The sequence below is a fragment of the Mesorhizobium sp. USDA 4413 genome (assembly GCF_056280365.1).
The window spans coordinates 4392778-4412459 of sequence record NZ_JBVPRP010000001.1; the positions used below are offsets into that span (position 1 = coordinate 4392778).

At 64.0% G+C, this 19682-nt stretch carries 18 protein-coding genes; 6 read left to right on the plus strand and 12 right to left on the minus strand.

Translation table 11 applies throughout. The features are described from left to right. Position 1: 1 nt before the first annotated feature. Together ACVMIM_RS21460 and ACVMIM_RS21465 are read right to left on the minus strand one after the other, a co-directional pair. The gene (locus ACVMIM_RS21460) at positions 2–346 is read right to left on the minus strand and encodes a RidA family protein (RefSeq protein WP_476114405.1); all 345 of its coding nucleotides are present in this window, start codon (positions 344–346) and stop codon (positions 2–4) included. A 35-nt stretch (positions 347–381) separates the two neighbouring features. After that, positions 382–1707 (minus strand): alanine racemase, encoded by a 1326-nt coding sequence (locus tag ACVMIM_RS21465; RefSeq protein ID WP_476114407.1) that lies wholly within the window; start codon positions 1705–1707, stop codon positions 382–384. 77 nt (positions 1708–1784) lie between these two features. On the opposite strand from ACVMIM_RS21465, the gene ACVMIM_RS21470 reads away from it, so the two are divergent. Continuing rightward, positions 1785–2726 (plus strand): amidohydrolase family protein, encoded by a 942-nt coding sequence (locus ACVMIM_RS21470; RefSeq protein ID WP_476117325.1) that lies wholly within the window; start codon positions 1785–1787, stop codon positions 2724–2726. On the opposite strand, the gene ACVMIM_RS21475 is transcribed toward ACVMIM_RS21470, so the two are convergent. Genes ACVMIM_RS21475 through ACVMIM_RS21490 form a run of 4 tightly spaced genes read right to left on the minus strand, consistent with a single transcriptional unit; the run spans position 2700 to position 7209 of the window. Beyond that, the gene (locus ACVMIM_RS21475; RefSeq protein WP_476114408.1) at positions 2700–3671 is read right to left on the minus strand and encodes an ABC transporter permease; all 972 of its coding nucleotides are present in this window, start codon (positions 3669–3671) and stop codon (positions 2700–2702) included. The two genes, ACVMIM_RS21470 and ACVMIM_RS21475, sit on opposite strands and share 27 nt — an antisense overlap. Beyond that, positions 3668–4633 (minus strand): ABC transporter permease, encoded by a 966-nt coding sequence (locus ACVMIM_RS21480; protein ID WP_476114410.1) that lies wholly within the window; start codon positions 4631–4633, stop codon positions 3668–3670. The genes ACVMIM_RS21475 and ACVMIM_RS21480 overlap by 4 nt, the downstream gene beginning before the upstream one ends. Next, the gene (locus ACVMIM_RS21485; RefSeq protein WP_476114412.1) at positions 4630–6138 is read right to left on the minus strand and encodes a sugar ABC transporter ATP-binding protein; all 1509 of its coding nucleotides are present in this window, start codon (positions 6136–6138) and stop codon (positions 4630–4632) included. The genes ACVMIM_RS21480 and ACVMIM_RS21485 overlap by 4 nt, the downstream gene beginning before the upstream one ends. Positions 6139–6156: 18 nt before the next feature. Further along, the gene (locus ACVMIM_RS21490) at positions 6157–7209 is read right to left on the minus strand and encodes a substrate-binding domain-containing protein (RefSeq protein WP_476114413.1); all 1053 of its coding nucleotides are present in this window, start codon (positions 7207–7209) and stop codon (positions 6157–6159) included. Between the two features lie 247 nt (positions 7210–7456). On the opposite strand from ACVMIM_RS21490, the gene ACVMIM_RS21495 reads away from it, so the two are divergent. After that, positions 7457–8251, plus strand: a complete 795-nt coding sequence (locus ACVMIM_RS21495; RefSeq protein WP_476114415.1) for an IclR family transcriptional regulator — start codon at positions 7457–7459, stop codon at positions 8249–8251. Positions 8252–8743: 492 nt separating this feature from the next. Beyond that, entirely contained in the window at positions 8744–9304 is a 561-nt protein-coding gene (locus ACVMIM_RS21500) for an SH3 domain-containing protein (RefSeq protein WP_476114416.1), read from the plus strand. 87 nt (positions 9305–9391) lie between these two features. Here the strand turns inward: ACVMIM_RS21500 and ACVMIM_RS21505 are convergent, their stop codons facing one another. Beyond that, positions 9392–9694, minus strand: coding sequence for a DUF982 domain-containing protein (locus ACVMIM_RS21505; protein ID WP_476114418.1), 303 nt, complete (start codon positions 9692–9694; stop codon positions 9392–9394). A 306-nt stretch (positions 9695–10000) separates the two neighbouring features. Between ACVMIM_RS21505 and ACVMIM_RS21510 the strand changes: the two genes are divergently transcribed. After that, complete coding sequence (locus ACVMIM_RS21510) at positions 10001–11458, plus strand: NCS1 family nucleobase:cation symporter-1 (RefSeq protein WP_476114420.1); 1458 nt, start codon at positions 10001–10003, stop codon at positions 11456–11458. A gap of 44 nt (positions 11459–11502) precedes the next feature. Here ACVMIM_RS21510 and ACVMIM_RS21515 read toward each other — a convergent pair whose 3' ends face one another. The 5 genes from ACVMIM_RS21515 to tpiA form a co-directional block, all read right to left on the minus strand. Further along, entirely contained in the window at positions 11503–12048 is a 546-nt protein-coding gene (locus ACVMIM_RS21515; protein ID WP_476114421.1) for a DUF1697 domain-containing protein, read from the minus strand. A 22-nt stretch (positions 12049–12070) separates the two neighbouring features. Beyond that, entirely contained in the window at positions 12071–13708 is a 1638-nt protein-coding gene (locus ACVMIM_RS21520; protein ID WP_476114422.1) for a CTP synthase, read from the minus strand. 148 nt (positions 13709–13856) lie between these two features. Beyond that, a complete protein-coding gene (locus tag ACVMIM_RS21525) occupies positions 13857–14978 on the minus strand; it encodes a L,D-transpeptidase (protein ID WP_476114424.1) in 1122 nt (373 codons plus the stop codon). A gap of 213 nt (positions 14979–15191) precedes the next feature. Continuing rightward, positions 15192–15704, minus strand: a complete 513-nt coding sequence (gene secG / locus ACVMIM_RS21530) for a preprotein translocase subunit SecG (protein ID WP_476114426.1) — start codon at positions 15702–15704, stop codon at positions 15192–15194. 161 nt (positions 15705–15865) lie between these two features. Beyond that, positions 15866–16633, minus strand: a complete 768-nt coding sequence (gene tpiA, locus ACVMIM_RS21535; protein WP_476114428.1) for a triose-phosphate isomerase — start codon at positions 16631–16633, stop codon at positions 15866–15868. 144 nt (positions 16634–16777) lie between these two features. On the opposite strand from tpiA, the gene ACVMIM_RS21540 reads away from it, so the two are divergent. After that, complete coding sequence (locus tag ACVMIM_RS21540; protein WP_476114429.1) at positions 16778–18673, plus strand: peptidyl-prolyl cis-trans isomerase; 1896 nt, start codon at positions 16778–16780, stop codon at positions 18671–18673. Further along, on the plus strand, positions 18670–19680 hold the full coding sequence (trpD, locus tag ACVMIM_RS21545; RefSeq protein WP_476114431.1) for an anthranilate phosphoribosyltransferase: 1011 nt from the start codon (positions 18670–18672) through the stop codon (positions 19678–19680). The genes ACVMIM_RS21540 and trpD overlap by 4 nt, the downstream gene beginning before the upstream one ends. Positions 19681–19682: the final 2 nt, after the last annotated feature.

Below are 19682 nucleotides of genomic sequence, written 5' to 3' on the forward strand. Positions count from 1 at the left end.
CTTAGACAGCCGCGACCGCGGTGACTTCGATGCGCAGATCCGGATCGGCCAGACGGGCTTCGACGCAGGCCCGGGCCGGTAGCCGCGCCGGATCGACCCAGGCATCGTAGATCTTGTTCATCGCTTCGAAGTCGCCGATCTGCGGCAGGAAGATGTTGACCGCCACCAGCTTCGACTTGCTGCTGCCGGCCTCGTTGAGAAGCGCCTCGACCTTGGCCAGCACGTCGCTCGTCTGTGACTCGATGCCGGCTTTGCGATCGTTGGCGACCTGGCCGGCTATATGCACCATGCCGCCATAGACCACCGCCTGCGACATGCGCGAGCCGGACTGGAAGTATTTGATCATATTGGATCCTTTCGAGGTGTTTTCTTGAGGCCGGATCAGCCGAAAAAGGTCGGGAATGCGTGGGCGACGTGTCCGCTCTCGTCCACGCCGAAGATCACCCGGTAGCGGTCGAGACAGGTGCAGGGATGCGAAATGCCGAATTCGATGACGTCACCGACGGCGATGTCATCGTCCGGCTGCAGCGACAGAAATGCGTGCTGGTCGTTGAGCTTGATCACATGTGGCTGCATCGGTGGCGCAGGCAGTTTTTGACCGGCGCGATAAACGGCGAGCGGTTTCGGGAAACCCTGGTCGAATGAGACGTCCCGCATCCCCATGCCGCAGATGGCGAGGCCCGGTTCCGGCCGCGACAGCAATTCAGCCCAGACGCGCAGCGCCGGACGGAAGGAGCGTCGCGCCGAAGCGCCGGCACCGCCTACGGCAAAGCCGTTACGGGCGTCGACGGCGCCCAGCGATCGGTCGTAAATGCCGTGGTCGTGGAAGAAGATGGCGCCGCTGCGCAGCACCAGCGTCGCCTTGTCGTCCCGTTCGACCAGCGGCGACAGCGCCGTCACCACCTTGTCGAAGAAGACCGAACCGCCGGCCGTCACGATCAGCGGCGCATCGCCACCGATGCGGGCGCGCAGCCTGAGGAACATGTCGCCGACAATGGCCAGCAGCGCGGCAACCGCCTCGTCGGTGCGAACCGGATCGGATTGGGCGGCAGCGCCTTCGTAGGTGGCGACGCCGGCGATCCGCAGCCGTCCGCCGGTGGCAGCAACGGCATCGGCGATCGCCTCGGCCTCTGCCGTGCTGCGCGCGCCCGCTCTCGCCGCGCCGAGCTCGACCAGGACGCGCAATGGCGCAAGGTCTGCATTGCCGCGCCATGCGTCGGCGAGAGCCTGCACGATCGCGACTGAGTCGACAAAGACGTAGATCTCGGCACCCGGCCAGGCGCCAATCAGTTTTGCCAATCGGCTCGCACCACCGGCGCCGCCGACCTCATTGGCGATAATCAACCGGGAGAGACCCGCTTTCAGCATCACCGTCGCCTGCCTGATATCGGCGACCGTCGTGCCCCAGCCACCGGCCTCGACCAACGAACGGGCAAGGTCCGGCGCCATCGGCGTCTTGGCATGCGGCGCGATTGCGGCGCCGTGCTCGCGCGCATAGCGCAGGAACAGGTCGCGGTTCGAAGCGAAAGCCGCCTCGTCGAGTGTAAGCAGTGGCAGCGACATGCGACCGTCGGCCGGATGCCAGCCTTGCTGTCCGGCCAGGTTGGAATCCAATCCGGACGTGCCCGGAGGCACGCCGCGGATGCGGTCGTCGAGCGTAAAATTTTCATGCACGTCAAGCGGCGGAGCCGATGTGTTCTCGTTCATCCGATGCTACCTCTTCCGCTATCACCAAACGAGGGCCGGACCGATTGCCGGCGCTCCCCACAGCCTGCGAGGATCGCGTGCCCAATCCCTATTCCGGACCGATCGTCGACGCGCATCATCATCTGTGGGATCTGGGCCTTGGACGGCATCCCTGGCTCACTGCCACCGCTGGCGAGCGCGGCGGCCTGGGCGATCTTGGACCGTTGCGTCGCAACTATCTTCCCAACGACTATCTTCGCGATGCCGCAAGGCACAACATCGTGGCCACCATCCATGTCGAAGCCAACTGGGCCGCAGGAGATAGCGTCGGCGAGACGCGCTGGCTGGAGACGCTGGACAAGGCGCGAGGCGTCGCTGCCCGCTACGTCGTCCATGTGCCGCTCGCCAGTCCGCAGACGCCGGCGCTCATCGAAGCGCAGACCGCTTTCGACCGCGTCGCCGGCGTACGCGATATATTGAGCTGGGATCCCGATCCCGCCCGCCGCTTCGCCGCCCGCGACGGCATAATGGACGATCCGGCTTGGCGCAGCGGCCTTGGCCTGCTCGCCCGTCACGGGCTCTCGTTCGACCTGATGGTGTTCCCGCGCCAGCTCGCCGACGCCGCGCGCTTGGCGGCATCGTTCCCGGACCAGCAATTCGTCCTCAACCATTGCGGCAGCCCGATCGACCGCGACGCCGAGGGCATGCACAGATGGCGCGACGGCCTGCGGCGCCTCGCCGAACGCGACAACGTCGCCATCAAGATCTCGGATCTCGTCGCTTACGACCATAATTGGACGCTCGACAGCTTGCGGCCGGTGGTGCTGCACTGCATCGACTGTTTTGGCGCCGGGCGCGCGATGTTCGGCTCCGACTTCCCGGTCGCCGGCCTGCATGCCTCGTTCGACGAGGTGTATGACAGCTTCAAGGCTATCACGGCCGACCTTTCCGCCGATGAGCAAGCGGCGCTGTTCTGCGGCAACGCCAAACGCATTTATAAGCTGGACGACATCTCATCGACGAGCCTGCTCCCTGCCTGAGAGAAGCAGCAGTCCGAGGATCAGCGAGCCGAACAGGATGCTGCGCCAGCCGGGCGACGCATTGACTACGGTGATCAGCGCGGTGATCGTCACCAGAAGGATCGCACCGGGAATGGTGCCGGCATAGGTGCCGAGTCCGCCGAGGATCGAGGTGCCGCCGAGCACGACGGCGGCAATCGAGGCAAGCAGGTAGGGATCGCCGATCCCGACATAGCCCTGTCCGTTCATGCCGAGCACCAGCACGCCGGCCAGCCCGGCCGTGAAGCCGCTGATGCCGTAGACGGCAAGTGTCGTCGACGTCATGGGAACGCCCGACAGGGAAGCCGCTAGCGGGTTCGCGCCCATAGCAAAAATGCGCGCGCCGAAAGGCGTTGCGTGCATGACCGCCAGCACGATGGCCGAGACGGCAATCCACAGGATGATGCCCGCCGGCATGCCGGCCGGGCGGGCATTGCCAAGCCAATGGACCAGCGGGTTTTCGGCGGTGACGGCGCTGCCGCCGGCGATGATGATCAAGAGCCCTTGCAGGAAGGTCGCCATGGCCAGCGTCATGATCATTGGATGCACACGCAGCAGTGCCACGCCCAGACCGTTGACCACCCCGATTGCGGTGGTCAATGCGAGCACAGCGATCACGGACACAAGGCCGGTCGGATCGGCCTGCCACGACAGCAGTGGCAGGCTGATGGCGCTGACGGTGACGATCGCCGCGACAGACAGGTCGATGCCGCCGGCGATGACGACGAAAGTCTGGCCCGCCGCGACGAGGCCGATTACGGCGCCGAGTTCGACCAGGTAGCGCAGGTGGCCATAGGCGCCGAAGCCGCGAGAAACGAAGCTCGCCAGGATCCAGACGGCCGCGACGATGGCGAGCGTGAGAAACGGCCGGCTTTTCAGGATTGCGCTCGCGCGTTTGCCGCCGGCGCTGTCGTTCCAGGCTGTCATTGCTGCACCTTGCGGAATTGTGGAATGGCGACGGCGCCAATGATGATCAGGCCTTGCGCGACATATTGCGCCACCGGCGTGAAGCCGAGAAAGAACATCACGCTGATCATCAGGCTGAGCAGCAGGCTGCCGGCAAGCGCGCCGCGCATGGTGCCTTGCCCACCGAGGAAGCCGATGCCGCCAAGCACTGCGGCGGCGATCGAATTCAACGTGAAAGCCGTACCGATCACCGGGTCGCCCGAACCCGTCTGTGCGGCAACGAACAGGCCGGCGCTCGTCGACAGCAATCCGCTGATCGCATAGGCGGCGACGCGCGCAGCGTCGACCGGCACGCCGGAGCGATAGGCGCCGACCGGATTCTCGCCGGCGGCATAGAGGCTGAGGCCGAGCGGCGTGGCGAGGTAGAGCTTCCACAACAGCACGATAACAAGCAGAATCAGAAAGGCCGCCGGCGTATCGCCGGCGAGCAGGTCCGAAAACCATGCCGGAATGACGCCGCCCGGCCGAGGCAGGATCAGCAGCGCAGCGCCGCCGATGATGAAGGAGCCGGCAAGCGTTACCACGATCGCCGGCAGGCGCAGCTTGACGACGATGAAGCCGGTCGCGGCCCCGATGCCGAGCCCAGCCAGCGCCACGGCGGCCGCGCCGCCGGCGACGCCAAGCGGACCGGCCATGGTGGTTGCGGCAATGACGGCGCCAAGGCTGACGGTGGCGCCGATCGCCAGGCTGATGCCGCCGGTCAGCATCAGAATTGCCTGCGCCATCGCAACCAGCGCCAGCGGAAACCAACTCTGCGTGAACTTGGCAAAGCCGGAGGCGGTTAAAAGACCGGGAAACAGCACGCCATAGGCGACGAGAAATGCCAGCACGACCACGAAAAGGCTGCGCACGCCGATATTGCGGCGCGCCTGTACCGGCCAGTAGAGCGCGCCGGCGGATTTCGGAGAAGAATCGATGCTCATGCCGCGACCTTCTGCTTCTCGGCACCCATGGCCGCCGACACGATTGCCTCCTCGCTCAACGCCGCCCGGTCCAGCGTGGCCATAATGCGACCTTCGCGCACCACGGCGACGCGATCGCATAGATGGACCAGCTCCGGCGTGTCGGAACTGAGCAGCACGACGGCTTTCCCGGCGTCGGCGAAGGCGCGAAGCATCAGATAGATTTCGCGCTTGGTCTCGACATCGACGCCGCGCGTCGGATCGTTGAGCAGAAGCACCAGCGGGTCATGCGGCATCCACTTCGCCAGCGCGACCTTCTGCTGGTTGCCGCCGGAGAGCGCCTGCGCCGGCCGGCCAAGATCGCCCTTGATGGCAAGCTGCGCGGCGAGGCTCTTTCCCGTCTCGCGTTCGGCCCTGCGGCTGCGCAGCCTCAGGGCCGGCAGCCTGGCGAAGGCAGGCAGCATCATGTTGGTGAGGATCGGATGGATCAGGTGCAGCCCTTCCCGCTTTCGGTCGGCCGGCACATAGGCGAGCCCCAGCGCATTGGCCTTCGGCACGCCGCCCGGCAGGCCCGATGTTCCGTTGACCGTCGCCGATGCCGTCCTGGCTGGAATGGCGCCATATAGGCCGAGGAGCAGATCCTCCTGCCCCTGCCCGACCAGCCCGCCGATGCCCAGCACTTCTCCGGCCCTTATGTCGAGGTCGACATCGCGCATCAGGCCAGCGGAGAACCCGCGGACCGATATCGCATTGGCAGACGACGCGGACGGCCGCCATTTGGGAAAAAGATCGCCCGGGTCGCGCCCGACCATCAGCCGCACAAGCCCGGCGGCGTCGGTTCCGGCGAGCGAGCGATCGGCCGTGCAGGTGCCGTCCTTGAGCACGGTGACATGCTGGCAAAGCGCCATCACTTCGTTCAGCCGGTGGGAGATATAGAGAATGGCGATGCCTTCCGCACGCAACCGCTCCAACAGGTCCGTGAGTATTTTCGTTTCGGTGGCGGACAGCGAGGATGTCGGTTCGTCCAGGATGAGAACCCGCGGCTTGCGATAGAGCGCTTTGGCGATCTCGACCATCTGCCGGCGCCCGAGTGCAAGACGGCCGACGGGCGTCGACAGCGGTTCGTTGAGCCCGACCAGCGCGCAGGCGGCTTTCGCTCGCGAGGCGAGCTCGTTGTAATCGATCAGGCCGAACCGTTTTGGATAGGCACCGAGCCCGATGTTTTCGGCGATCGAAAGGCTGGCAGTCAGGCTGAGTTCCTGCTGCACGACGGCGATGCCGGCCTGCCGCGCCAGCGCCGGCGTCATGCGTGGCACGGCGCGTCCGTCGACTTCGATCTCCCCGCTGTCCGGCCGCAGCGCCCCGGACAGCAGATTGATCAAGGTCGACTTGCCGGCGCCGTTCTCGCCGAGCAATGCGTGCACGCGGCCCGGCTGCAGAGCGATGGAAACGCCGCGCAGGACAGGGTTGCCGAAGAATGCCTTCGACACACCCCGCGCGGCCAGGAGCGGAGGCACGGTTGTCAATGCTACAACCCTTCCGGCCTATTTCTGCGCCAGCAGTTTCTTGAACAGCTCCTCATCATAGGGCGAATAGATGTAGCCGTCAGCCGGGAAATCCTTGGCGCGGGCGAGATATTCGTCGATGTTGGAATTGTCGATGACCGGCAGCGGGATCTTGACGAAGGTCGGCACATCCTTGCCTTGCAGCGCCTGTACCGCGGTGTAGGCGGCAAGGGCGCCGAGCCAGTTCGGCTGCATGGTGGCCCAGCTCTTCAGGCCCTTTTCCTTCCACAGTTCAAGGAACTGGCGCGCATTCTCGCCGGTGATCGGCACCTGCTCGCGGCCCTGCTTGTCGAGCGCCAGCACCGCGCCGGCGGACAGCGCGCCGCCGAGCGACAGGATGCCGTCGATCTCGGGGTTGGCGAAGAGCAGACTGGTGACGGCTTCCTGGGCAGGCGCGACGTTATAGGGCGTGTTGGTCTCGGCCAGGATCTTCACATCGGGATGAGCCTTCAGCTCCGCATCCGCGCCCTTGCGGCGATCGTCGCTAACCGAAATGCCGGCTGGGCCATTGAGGATGAGGATCTTGCCCTTGCCGCCGATGGCGTTGATCAGGAACTTGGCGGCCTGGTCGCCCCATTGCGAAGAATCGGTGTTGATCTTGGCGGTCACCTTGTCGGTGTCGACGAGGCTGTCGAAATTGATGATGGCGATGCCCTTGGCGCAGGCGTCGGCCAGCACGCGCGCCGGCGCGGTCGAGGAACCGGCAATCAGGATGATGGCATCGACATTGGAATCGATCATCGACTGGATCTGCTGGATCTGCACGTTGGCGTCGCCCTGGGCGTCGGTCACGACCAGCTTGTCGACAAGACCCTGCTTCTTGAGCGTCTCGACCTCGGCTTCGATCGTGCCCTGCGTCTGCTTCATCCAGGTTGGCACTGAATAGATGTCGGCCCAGCCGATCGTGTAGGGCGGCTTGCGATCGCCCTTGATGCAGTTGGCGGCTGCGTTGGCAACGGTGCCGGCGCTCACGGCCAGGACGAGACCGAGGCAAAGGGCGCTGGCGGATGCGAAAAACGACGATTTCTTCATGACGGTTCCCCTTGGTGGCTATTGTCCGGACGCGCGAAATCGGGACGACGAAAGCCATCGGTCGCCGCATCGCGGAACCGCTGCTTTCCCGTCAGAAACTTCTCTGTCCGGCTCGTTAGTTTGTCCGGTATTTCAGACAACATGTCTGTATATCGGACAAAACGGATGCTAGTCTGAGCCTTGACATCTTTCAAGCGTCTTGGGACGAGGACCGAAAAAATGATCCTGGCGACATGAGTGACTTGGCATGAGTGATGGAGCGACTGATCTGATCGAAGCGAGCGCGCAGCCGCAGGGCGGCGAGCGGCGTCGCGGCATCGATCGCGTCATCATGCTGCTGGAAGCTCTGCTGAAACATCGCGCGCCGGTGCGCGTCGGCGACCTCGCCAAGATGATCGGCGCGCCGCGCTCAACGACCTACGAGATCGTCAACAGCCTGCTCGAGGCGGAGATGCTCGAGAATGTCGGCTCCGAAGGCTATGTCTATTTCGGCCGTGCAATGCATCTGTTCGGCTGGGCCTACTCACATCACAACGCGCACTATCGCCGTATTCTCGAAACCCTCGACAAGATGGCCGCGGAAACCGGCGAGACGGTCCAGCTCTGCGGGCTGCGCGGCAACAAATATGTGGTCCTCGACTGTCGCGACTCCCCCGGTCCGTTCCGCATCTCAAGCGATGTCGGTGTTGAAGTGCCTATCCCATGGACAGCATCGGGACGGTTGCTGGTCGCTCACATGAACGAAGCGGAGTTGAAGAACTTCATTCCTGCCGAGGACTACAAACTGCCTGACGGTCGCATCGTCGCGCGTGAGCATTTCTTCGCCGATGTCGACCTGGCGCGCCGGCAGGGCTTCAGCGAGACCTCGGCACTCGCCGACCGCTTCACCTGGTGCATGGCTGCCCCGATCCGCGACGGCCACGGCGCCATCAACAGGACGCTTTGCTTTGTGCTCCCCATCGACACGCCGGAGCCGCGGCGCAACCAATTGCTCGACCTATTACGCGAGCGCGCCCGTGGACTCTCATTGGCTGAAGTCTAAAGAAGAGCCCGGTCCGCGACAGCTCTAGAGAACCGACACGCGACCGCCTGGCAGAGAATTCTGCAGCCCTTCCAGCGAGCCTTAGAGCCGCCCCGATAATCTACTCTGTCCTCACATGATTGCTATCGGCATGGAATAGTTTCCAGTCGGGCTCGGTATATGCGGCATCGAGGTGAAGTTTGTCCGCGCTCGCCATTTTGGAGAATTTCCGTGTGCTCAAGCATAGCGTCTCAGGCGCTGGCGTGCGCGAGACAAGCGTGAGCGCAGGAATATCTTCGCAGACCCGCTCGCGACCGGAAATTCTGCCGGTAGGACCCGGTATCCCGCTGCCCCATCTCCCAAGCTGGGTCGCTTCCGCAGAGCATGTCGATCGACAGGACGATTTCCGGCCATTGTCGGCCGGATTGCGGAAATCAACGTGAAGCAAAGTCAACATGAAGCCGCTGACGGTCCGATGGCGATCGATCCCTTACGCATCCGCAGGTGAACGACATGAATTCCGAAGGGTCGCTCGGATTCCCGAAAGTCCGCCGGCCGGTCGGACGTCGAATGCAATCCGTCCTCGTCCTTTTCATCCTTACAACCGCGCTGATCTCGATACCCGGACCGATGGCCGGGCTGCGGGCAGAGGGCGGAACTCTTCCTCTACCGCGCTTCGTCTCGTTGAAAGCCTCATCCGCCAACCTGCGCGTCGGACCGGGCACCGGCTACGACATCCAATGGGTCATGACACGCCCGGGCATCCCGCTGGAGATCTATCAACAATATGGCAATTGGCGTCGCGTAAGGGACTGGGAGGGAACCACCGGATGGATCTTCGGACCGCTCCTGTCCGGGCGAAGAACGGGGATTGTCGCTCCCTGGGCGAAGAACAAGGTTCCATTGCGCAACAAACCGGCAATCGACGGTCGCATCACCGCATGGCTCGAGCCTCACGTTCGAGTCAAACTGACACAGTGTGACGGAAAGTGGTGCGCTGTCGCGCTGAGGGAGGCGTCCGGCTTCGTCAAACAAACCGACTTGTGGGGCGTCTATCCCGATGAAGTGCTTTAACGGGATGGCTCAAATGCAAGCAAAGGTCCGAGGCGTCGGCCGAAGGCCGACGCTCCGCCAACACCCGGCGTCGCGGGCGTGCAGGTACTAACGTCTCAAGGCGTAGACATTGTCCATCGACGCGCCACCCAGCGGCAGCGCCATGTCGTCGTCAAGCAGCCGGGTGATGCGGGCAAAGCCGACAAAGGCTTTCCGCGCCTCCTCGACCGACATCTTGCCCGCCATTGCCGCCGCGCAGCAATTCAGCGCGCATTGGTAAACCGGTCCGCGCCGTCCCGTCGGCCACTTCCGCAGGAACACCATCGCTTCGGAGACGCTATCGACCTCCTCCACAGGATATCCCTGCCCACGCGCAATTCGCACTGGGGTAAAGAAATGCAAGCGATCCATAATTTTCCTCCCGGTCGACCGCAGCGCAGTCGAACTTCATCAAACGCACGTCTCGAGAATTCGTTCCAAACAAATTTAGGTGCCGACGGAAAAATTTGGAACCGCCGGCCCGCGCCTGACATGCGAGAAGACACCACAGCGACTCGGCTAACCGCAGGCTGGAGCCATCGGATAAGAGCGATTCTCGTTGAATATCTTTAAGGCGAAAGCCGGCAAATGGATTGCTTGCCGGTTCCCCTGCGTCAGGCTTAACCTCCGCGGTTAAACGCGTGAGGGCGCGTCTTTTGCAAAAGGGGAACACTTGCAATGACCATTCAAGGCGCATCGCCTGACCTCTACAATGAGGATCTGGCTCCCGCAACGGTCAGGAACTGGGGACCGTTTTCGATCTTCAACGTCTGGACCTCGGACGTCCACAGCCTGTGGGGGTACTATCTGGCGGCCAGCCTGTTTCTGTTCTGCGGCGGCTTCGTCAACTTCATCATCGCCATCGGCATCGGTTCGCTGATCATATATGGCCTAATGAACCTGGTCGGCTATGCCGGGGTGAAGACCGGCGTGCCCTACCCCGTGCTTGCCCGCGCCTCCTTCGGCATCTGGGGCGCCAATGTGCCGGCTCTGGTGCGTGCCATCGTCGCCTGCTTCTGGTACGGTGCCCAGACGGCCGCCGCGTCGGGCGCGATTGTCGCGCTGCTGACGCGCCTGCAATGGTTCGAGGAGTTCAACAAGAGCTCGCACATGCTCGGCCATTCCACCCTCGAGGTGATCTGCTTCGTCATCATCTGGGCGCTGCAGCTGCTGATCATCCAGAAGGGCATGGAAACCGTGCGCCGCTTCCAGGATTGGGCCGGCCCGGCCGTCTGGGTCATGATGCTGATCCTGGCCATCTATCTTTGCGTGAAGTCGGGCACCTTCGCCTTCACCAGCGACATCCCGATGGACGTGCTGCTGGACAAGACCAAGGATGCCGGCGTTCCGGGCGAGCCTGGCTCCTGGACAGCCCTGTTCGCGGTGGCCGCGATCTGGGTGACCTATTTCTCGGCGCTCTATCTCAATTTCTGCGACTTCGCCCGCTACGCGCCGGACAATGCAGCGCTGCGCAAGGGCAACATCTGGGGCCTGCCGGTCAACCTCATCCTGTTCTCGCTGGTTGCCGGAGTCACCACGATCGCCGCCTATGACGTCTATCACGAGGTGCTGCTCCATCCCGACCAGATCTCGGCCAAGTTCGACAGCTGGTTCCTGGCGGCTCTTGCCGCGCTGACCTTCGCGGTGGCGACGCTGGGTATCAATGTCGTGGCGAATTTCGTCTCGCCGGCCTTCGACTTCTCCAACGTCTTCCCGCGCCAGATCGACTTCAAGAAGGGCGGCTACATCGCGGCGCTGATCGCCTTGGTGCTCTATCCCTTCGCGCCATGGGAAGGCAGCGCCGCTTCCTTCGTCAACATCATCGGCGCAACGATGGGACCGATCTTCGGCGTGATGATGGTCGATTATTATCTGATCCGCAAAAGCGAGGTCGACGTCGCGGCGCTCTATCGCGAGGACGGCGAGTTCCGTTTCCAGAGCGGCTGGCATGTCAACGCCTTCATCGCCGCCGGTATCGGCGCCATCTTCTCCTCGATCCTGCCCAACTTCACCAACTGGCTGCCGTCCTGGTGGGGCGTCTATGGCTGGTTCTTCGGCGTGGCGATCGCAGGCGCCGTCTACTATGTGCTGCGCACAATGGCGCTGGGCGCAGGCGCCAGAACGGCGAAGGCCTGAAGCAAGGCAGTAGGCAGTAGGGATTAGGCAATAGAAAATGCTGCCTACTGCCTACTGCCGACCATCTCGGCGAGGCGACGCACTGTGTTCCAATTGCGCGACGTGCCGACGCCGAAGCGCTTGTGATTGGCCGCGGCGAGCAGTCGTGAGCTCGGCCGCTCGCGGGAGAAGACAAGCCAGATATCGCCGTCGACCCAAAGCACTCTCTCATCGTCAGCGGCATGGGCCTGGAGCGCTTCGAGGGCATCCGCCGACACCGGCTCGCGCATCACGCGCACCGCGACCTGATCGGCCGAAGCGGCGGATTCGCCCGGAAACGGATTGGCTGCAGCAAGCTTGAGCCAGTCCTCGGCGCCGCGCACGATGATGTCGACATGGCGGCCGAAGGTCTTTTCGAAGGCCTTTTCCAGCCGCTGCTCGAGCTTTGAGATGTCGCCGGCCCGCGCCTCGAAAACCAGATTGCCGGTCGCGACCAGCGTGCGGACGTTTTTCAACCCCAGCTTCTCGGCCATGGCCTTGAGGTCGGCCATGACCACCCGCCGCCCCTCGCCCAGGACGATGCTGTAGAGCAGCGCGACATAAGTTTGCATGGCCAATGTGCCGGCCGGTTGCTCAAACCAGCCGCGACTGATCCACGGCGGCCGAAATGAAGCTCGCGAACAGCGGGTGCGGGTCGAGCGGCCGGCTCTTCAGTTCGGGATGGTACTGCACGCCGATGAACCAGGGATGGTCGGGATATTCGACCGTCTCCGGCAGCACGCCGTCGGGCGACATGCCGGCGAACACCAGGCCGCAATCCTCGAGCCGCTGCTTGTAATCGATGTTGACCTCGTAGCGATGCCTGTGGCGTTCCGAAATCTGCGTGTCGCCATAGATTTCGGCAATTTTGGAGCCCTTGGCGAGGTCGGCCTGATAGGCGCCGAGCCGCATAGTGCCGCCGAGGTCGCCGGTGGCCCGGCGCTTTTCCAGCATATTGCCCTTGAGCCACTCGGTCATGAGGCCGACGACCGGCTCGTCTGTCGGACCGAACTCTGTCGAAGAGGCGTGCTCGACGCCAGCCAGCGACCGGGCCGCCTCGATACAGGCCATCTGCATGCCGAAGCAAATGCCGAAGTAAGGCACCTTGCGCTCGCGGGCGAACTTCGCCGCCAGGATCTTGCCTTCCGAGCCGCGCTCGCCGAAGCCGCCGGGAACGAGGATGCCGTGCACCTTCTCCAGCCAGGGCGTCGGATCCTCCTTCTCGAAGATCTCGCTCTCGATCCAGTCGAGCTTGACCTTGACGCGGTTGGCGAGGCCGCCATGCGAAAGCGCCTCGATCAGCGATTTGTAGGCGTCCTTGAGGCCGGTGTACTTGCCGACGATGGCGATCGTCACCTCGCCTTCCGGATTATGGATGCGGTTGGACAGCGCCTGCCACGGCTCCATGCGCGGCTTCGGCGCCGGGTCGATGCCGAAGGCGGCAAGCACTTCCGAATCGAGCCCTTCCTTATGGTAGGCCATCGGCACGTCGTAGATATGCGGCACGTCGAGCGCCTGGATGACGGCGCTTTCGCGCACGTTGCAGAACAGCGAAAGTTTTCTGCGCTCCTCCTTGGGGATCGGCCGATCGGCGCGCACCAGAAGGATGTCGGGCGCGATACCGATGCCGCGCAACTCCTTGACCGAATGCTGCGTCGGCTTGGTCTTCAACTCGCCGGCGGTCGGGATGTAGGGCATCAAGGTGAGATGCACATAGACCGCGTTGTTGCGCGGCAGGTCGTTGCCGAGCTGGCGGATCGCTTCCAGGAAGGGCATCGCCTCGATGTCGCCGACCGTGCCGCCGATCTCGCACAGCACGAAATCGTAGTCGTCATTGCCGTCGAGCACGAAGTGCTTGATCTCGTCGGTGACGTGCGGGATCACCTGCACGGTCGCGCCGAGATAATCGCCGCGCCGCTCGCGCTCAATGATGTTCTTGTAGATGCGGCCGGTGGTAATGTTGTCCTGCTGGTTGGCCGAGCGCCCGGTGAAGCGCTCGTAATGGCCGAGATCGAGATCGGTCTCGGCGCCGTCATCGGTCACGAACACTTCGCCATGCTGGTATGGCGACATCGTTCCGGGGTCGACATTCAGGTAAGGATCGAGCTTCTTGATCCGTGCGCGATAGCCTCGCGCCTGCAGAAGAGCCCCAAGAGCTGCTGCGGCGATGCCTTTTCCGAGTGAGGAAACCACGCCGCCTGTGATGAATACATATCGCGCCATGGGAGTCATCGCTTAACGCGGCCTGATTGATTCCGCCAGAGAAAAAACCGCCGCGAAGGCTTTTTCCCAAAATGGCGCCGGTACCCGTGCGGGCTTGGATTCGGTCAAAACAAAAGGGCCGGCGATGCCGGCCCTTTCGGCAGTTTGGTGGAAATCATTAGATGATCACGACCTTGGTGCCGATCTTGACACGGCTATAGAGGTCCATGACGTGCTCGTTGATCATGCGGAAGCAGCCATTGGAGGCGCTGGTTCCGATCGTCTGCGGCGCGATGGTGCCGTGGATGCGCAGATGCGTGTCCTTCTTGCCGTCATAGAGGTAGATAGCGCGCGCGCCGAGCGGGTTCTCGCCACCGCCGGGCATGCCGTCCTTGTACTGGCCGTAATGCTTCGGCTCGCGCTTCTGCATGTCGAGCGTCGGAATCCAGCGCGGCCATTCCTGCTTGTCGCCGACCGCGACGGTGCCCTTGAACTGCAGGCCCTCACGGCCGACGGCGATGGCATAGCGCCGCGCTGTCGAATAGCTCTCGACCAGATAGAGGCGACGCGCGTTGGTGTCGATGACGATGGTGCCCGGCTCGTAGCCCGAGAAGGAAACATCCTGCGGCACGAATTCCGGTTTCACCTTGAAGGGGCGCTTGGCCTCCTTTTTGGCAAGGGCGGAATCGAGCGCCCGAGTTTCCGGCAGATAGTTGATCGAGGTGACGGAGGAACCGCCGAACAGGCCGGCGAACAGCCCGCCGCTGCTCGTCTGCTTCTGGCCGGGATTCTCGCTGCGCAACTCGCCATTGTTGCCCGTGGCCGTGATGTTCATCGCCTCGGCCGGGATCGGCTCGGCGGTCTGGATCGGCTCAACCGGCGTCAGCGGCTCGATGATCTTGATGGTCTTCTTATTGGCAGGCTTGGCATCGGCGACTTGGGCCGGAGCAGCGCCGCCGTTCTTCTTGGCGAGCCATTCCTGGCGCGCGGCGTCCGCCTTGGCCTTCGCTGCCTCACGCATCGCCATCTTGCGAGCCTCGAGCGCCTTCTGCTTGGCGGCTTCCTTGTCCGCCGCGATCTTGGCCTCGAGCTTGCTGATCTGCGCGAGATCGTCCGGCGTCGGGTTTTTCTTCTTCTTGAGGAGCCTCAGCTGCGATGCGTCGCTCTTGGCGGCGACAGGAATTGCGTCGGTCCTCTCAACCGACGGGGAAGTGGCCAGATTTGCCGGTCCGGCAAAGGCCGAGGAACCCATGCCGAGGACGGCACAGAATCCCAGAAGGATGAAGCTGCGAAGCTGCATGGCGAAGATCCGATTGTTCAGTGCAAGTTGCCCACGGCGTCGCCCGGCGCCCCCCAAGGACGCCGAAAAGTGCCGCGCGCAATCTATAGTCGATTGGCTGTCGTCGCCTCAAGCTGAGGCAGGCGCTACGCCCAGTTGAATCTTCGTGATTGGACGCGCATTTGCCGCGACTGTGTTCAAAGAACAACAGATCGCGGCCCGATGCTTGTCCGGCTACTGGTTCGGGACCTGCGGGGTGACCGGCAGGGTGACGCCATTGTTTTCCGGCGGCGTGGCCGGATTCGCGGGCGCCGGCGCAGCCGGAGCGGGCGTCGTTGCCGGAGCCGGCGGGGTCGCGCCATTGGCGAGCGGCGTGGTCGTCGCCGTGCCGCCTGACGGAGCCGTGCTGCCGGCCGGAGCCACGGGCTTGGAGGTGCCCACCGGCCCATTGGAACCCGGCAGCTGGTTGAGCACGCCGTTGCCCTGGCCGGACGTCGCCGGACGGTCGAGAATGTCGATCGGCTTCTCGCCGTAGCGGGCAAGGATCGACAGCGCCAGCGATGTTACGAAGAACGCCGCAGCCAGGATTGCGGTGGCGCGGGTCAGCGCGTTGGCGGCGCCGCGCGCGGTCATGAAGCCGGAACCGCCGCCGATGCCCAGGCCGCCGCCTTCGGAGCGCTGCAGCAGCACCACGCCGACAAGGGCGAGCACGACCATGAGGTGGATGACGATCAGTACGGTTTCCATAATTTATCCTGGCGAGGCCGAGCGCTGCCGCGCATACGACCGGTGTTTTGGAGGCGGCTCCTTACAATGCTTTGGCGGCATTTCCAAGCCCGTGGCCGGGAATATGGGAAGCAATGCGGCCATTACAACGATTTAGGCCGCGCGAGCCTCGGCGACGGTCGCTAAGCGATGTTCATATAGGCTTCCGCAATCGCCAGAAAGTCGGCTGCCTTGAGGCTGGCGCCGCCGACCAGCGCACCATCGACGTTCTCGACGCCGAGAAGCTCCACCGCATTGGAGGGCTTGACCGAGCCCCCGTAAAGAATGCGCATCTTCGCCGCGGGATCGCCGAGCAACCCCGTCAGCTTGCCGCGGATATGCGCATGCGCCTCGGCTACGTCGGCCGCGGTCGGGGTCAGGCCGGTGCCGATCGCCCAGACCGGCTCATAGGCAATGATGGTGTTCGCCGCGGTCGCGCTGGTCGGAACCGACCCTTCGAGCTGACGCGACAGGACATCGAGCGTGGCGCCCGCCTCGCGCTCGGCCCGCGTCTCGCCGATGCAGATGATGGCCACAAGCCCCGCCCGCCAGGCGGCCGATGCCTTGGCATGCACGATCGCATCATTGTCGCCGAACAGCTCGCGACGCTCAGAATGACCGACGATCACGTGGCTTGCACCGGCATCCTTGAGCATCTCGGCCGAAATCTCGCCGGTGAAGGCGCCGCTCTCCTTGGGATGGCAATCCTCTCCCCCGGCCCGCACCGGCGTGCGCGACAGGATCTCGGCGGCGCGCTGGAGCAAGGTCGCCGGCACGCACACCAGGGCTTCGGTCTCCGCGTCGAGTCCGCTCATGAACCCGTTGCCGATCGACCGCAGCTCGTTGAGCGAGGCGCTGGTGCCGTTCATTTTCCAGTTGCCGGCGACAAGCGGGCGGATTCCAGGGGTCATGGGGCGCGTTCTCCGAGCGACATTAAGCAGCGCCCTCACTACCAAAATCAGGTCACAAAGCAATCGACAGTGGACCGGAAGGGCGCTATTGCGCTTGTTTCAGACTCGGCGCGTGCGAAAAACGCGCAAAAATCGGAAGTATGCATGCTTGGTATATTGAGAAGCGCGGCGGGCACTTGGGTCGCGAAGGCGTTGCTGTCCTTGCTGGTGGTGAGCTTCCTCGCCTGGGGCGCGACCACGCGCATGGTGGGTGGCGTGCTGGGCGGTCATCACGCGGTGATCACGGCCGGCGGCACCGAGGTCTCGATCAACGAGTACCGCCTCGCTTATGACCGCCAGCTCAGCCTTCTGTCGCAGCAATATGGCCAGCGCATCACCCAGGAGCAGGCCAAGCTGCTCGGCGTCGATAACCAGGTGCTGGCGCAGCTCGTTTCAGGCGCCGTGCTCGACGAGCAGGCGCGCAAGCTCGGGCTCGGCCTTTCCAAGGACCGGCTGGCCGAGCTGACGCGCGAGGATCCGGCTTTCAAGGGCCCCAGCGGCCAGTTCGATCGCCGGACCTTCGAATATCTCCTGCGCCAGCTCGGCATGCGGCCTGAGGACTATCTCAAGAACCGTGCGCAGGTGGCCGTGCGCCAGCAGATCGTGGAGGCGATCTCCGACGGCCTGAAGGTGCCGCAGACCTTCCTGAAGGCGGTCTCGCTCTATCGCGGCGAGGATCGCACGATCGACTATCTCGTGCTGCCAAAGAGGCTGGTGCAGCCGATTGAGGCGCCGTCCGACAGCGCCATCAACGCCTATTTCGACGCCAACAAGAAGAACTATGCCGCGCCGGAATACCGCAAGTTCTCCTATATCCGGCTGGAGCCGCAGGATATCGCGGATCCGTCCGCAGTGACCGACAGCCAAGTCAGTGAGGACTACAACAAAAACATCGCGCGCTACACGACGCCCGAGATGCGCACCATCGAGCAGCTGGTGTTCAAGACGTCGGATGCGGCCAAGGCGGCCTACGATTCGCTGAAGGCAGGCGCCACTTTCGACAAGCTCGTCACCGCCGAAGGCAAGACGCCGGCCGACACGCTGCTGGGCACGCTGTCGAAGGACAAGATCGCCGACAAGGCGATCGCCGATGCTGCTTTCTCGCTCAATGCCAATGAGGTCAGCCCAGTCGTCCAGGGCGCCTTCGGTCCCGTGCTCTTGCGCGTCACCGAGATCAAGCCGCAGGTGGTGAAGCCGCTTTCGGAAGTGTCCGCCCAGATCCGCAAGGACCTGGCGCTCGGCGAAGCAAGCCGCATCCTGCTCGACGTCCATGACAGCTATGAGGACACCCGCGCCTCGGGCGCCTCGCTTGCCCAAGCCGCCGAGAAGCTGAAGCTCAAGGTTGTCACCATCGACGCCATCGACCGTACGGGCCAGCGGCCGGACGGCACGATTGTCAACGACCTGCCGGAATCGGCAACGCTGATCAAGTCGGTGTTCGCGGCCGAGCCCAACACCGAGAACGAGGGCCTGACCACCGCGGACAATGGCTTTGTCTTCTACGAGGTGCAGTCGATCACGCCGGCGCGCGACCGCACGCTGGACGAAGTCCGCAAGAAGGTCGTGGCCGACTGGACGGAGGCCGAGACCGACAAGCGGCTCGACGCGAAGGCTAAGGAACTGGAGAAGCGCCTCAAGGCCGGCACCACGCTCGACGTCATCGCCGGCGAGCTCAAGCTGGAGAAACAAACCAAGCGTGGCCTTAAGCGCGAAGCCGACGATGCCGATTTTGGCAAGGAGGGTGCTGCGGCGATGTTCGGCGTCGGAGAAGGCGGTACCGGTTTGATCCCCTCGCCCACCGGCGACGGCCAGATCCTGTTCAAGGTCGCCGAGGTCTTCGAGCCGGCAGGCGCCGACGGCAGCGCGGTGCCGGAAGACGCGCAGAAATCCTTCGGCGCCGGCATGTCCGACGACCTGCTCGACCAGCTGGTGGCGCAGCTGCAATCGCAATATGACGTTCGCATCGACCCGAACGCCGTTTCGCAAGCACAGACACGATGAGCGCGCTGAAGACACACATAGCCAAGGTTGCCACCGGCAGCGCGCTTTCCTTCGAGGAAGCGCGCGAGGCGTTCGACATCATCATGTCGGGCGACGCGACGCCCGGCCAGATCGGCGGCTTCCTGATGGCGCTGCGCGTGCGCGGCGAGACCGTGAGCGAGATATCCGGCGCGGTGGCGACGATGCGCGCCAAGATGCTGCGTGTCGAGGCGCCGCACGGCGCCATCGACATCGTCGGCACCGGCGGCGACAATTCGCACTCGGTCAACATCTCGACCGCTTCGGCCTTCGTCATCGCCGCCGCCGGGGTGCCGGTCGCCAAGCATGGCAATCGCGGCCTGTCCTCGCTGACGGGCTCCGCCGATGTGCTGACGGCGCTGGGCGTCAAGATCGATGTCTCGCCGGAAATGATCGGCCGCTGCATCCACGAAGCCGGCGTCGGCTTCATGTTCGCGCCGGCGCATCATCCGGCGATGAAGCATGTCGGGCCGACCCGCGTCGAGCTCGGCACCCGCACCATCTTCAACCTGCTCGGGCCGTTGTCGAACCCGGCCGGCGTCAGCCGTCAGATGGTGGGCGTCTTCCTGCCGGAGTGGATCATGCCGGTGGCCGAGACGCTGAAGGCGCTGGGCGCCGATCACGCCTGGGTCGTCCATGGCGACGGCTATGACGAGATCACCACGACGGGCGAAACCCAGGTGGCGGAGCTTGCCGGCGGCGAGATCCGCAGCTTCACCCTGACGCCGGAAGCCGTCGGGTTGAAGCGGCACAGCAAGGAAGAGCTGCGCGGCGGCGACGCGGCCTACAACGCCAAGGAATTGCGCGATATGCTGGGCGGAGCGGCCGGCGCCTATCGCGACACGGTGCTGATGAATGCCGGCGCCGGGCTGGTCGTGGCCGGCAAGGTGACGACTTTGGCCGACGGCATCACGGCGGCGGCGCAAGCGATCGACAGCGGCCGCGCGCTCGGCGTGCTGGACAAGCTGGTCGAGATTTCGAACGGATAAGG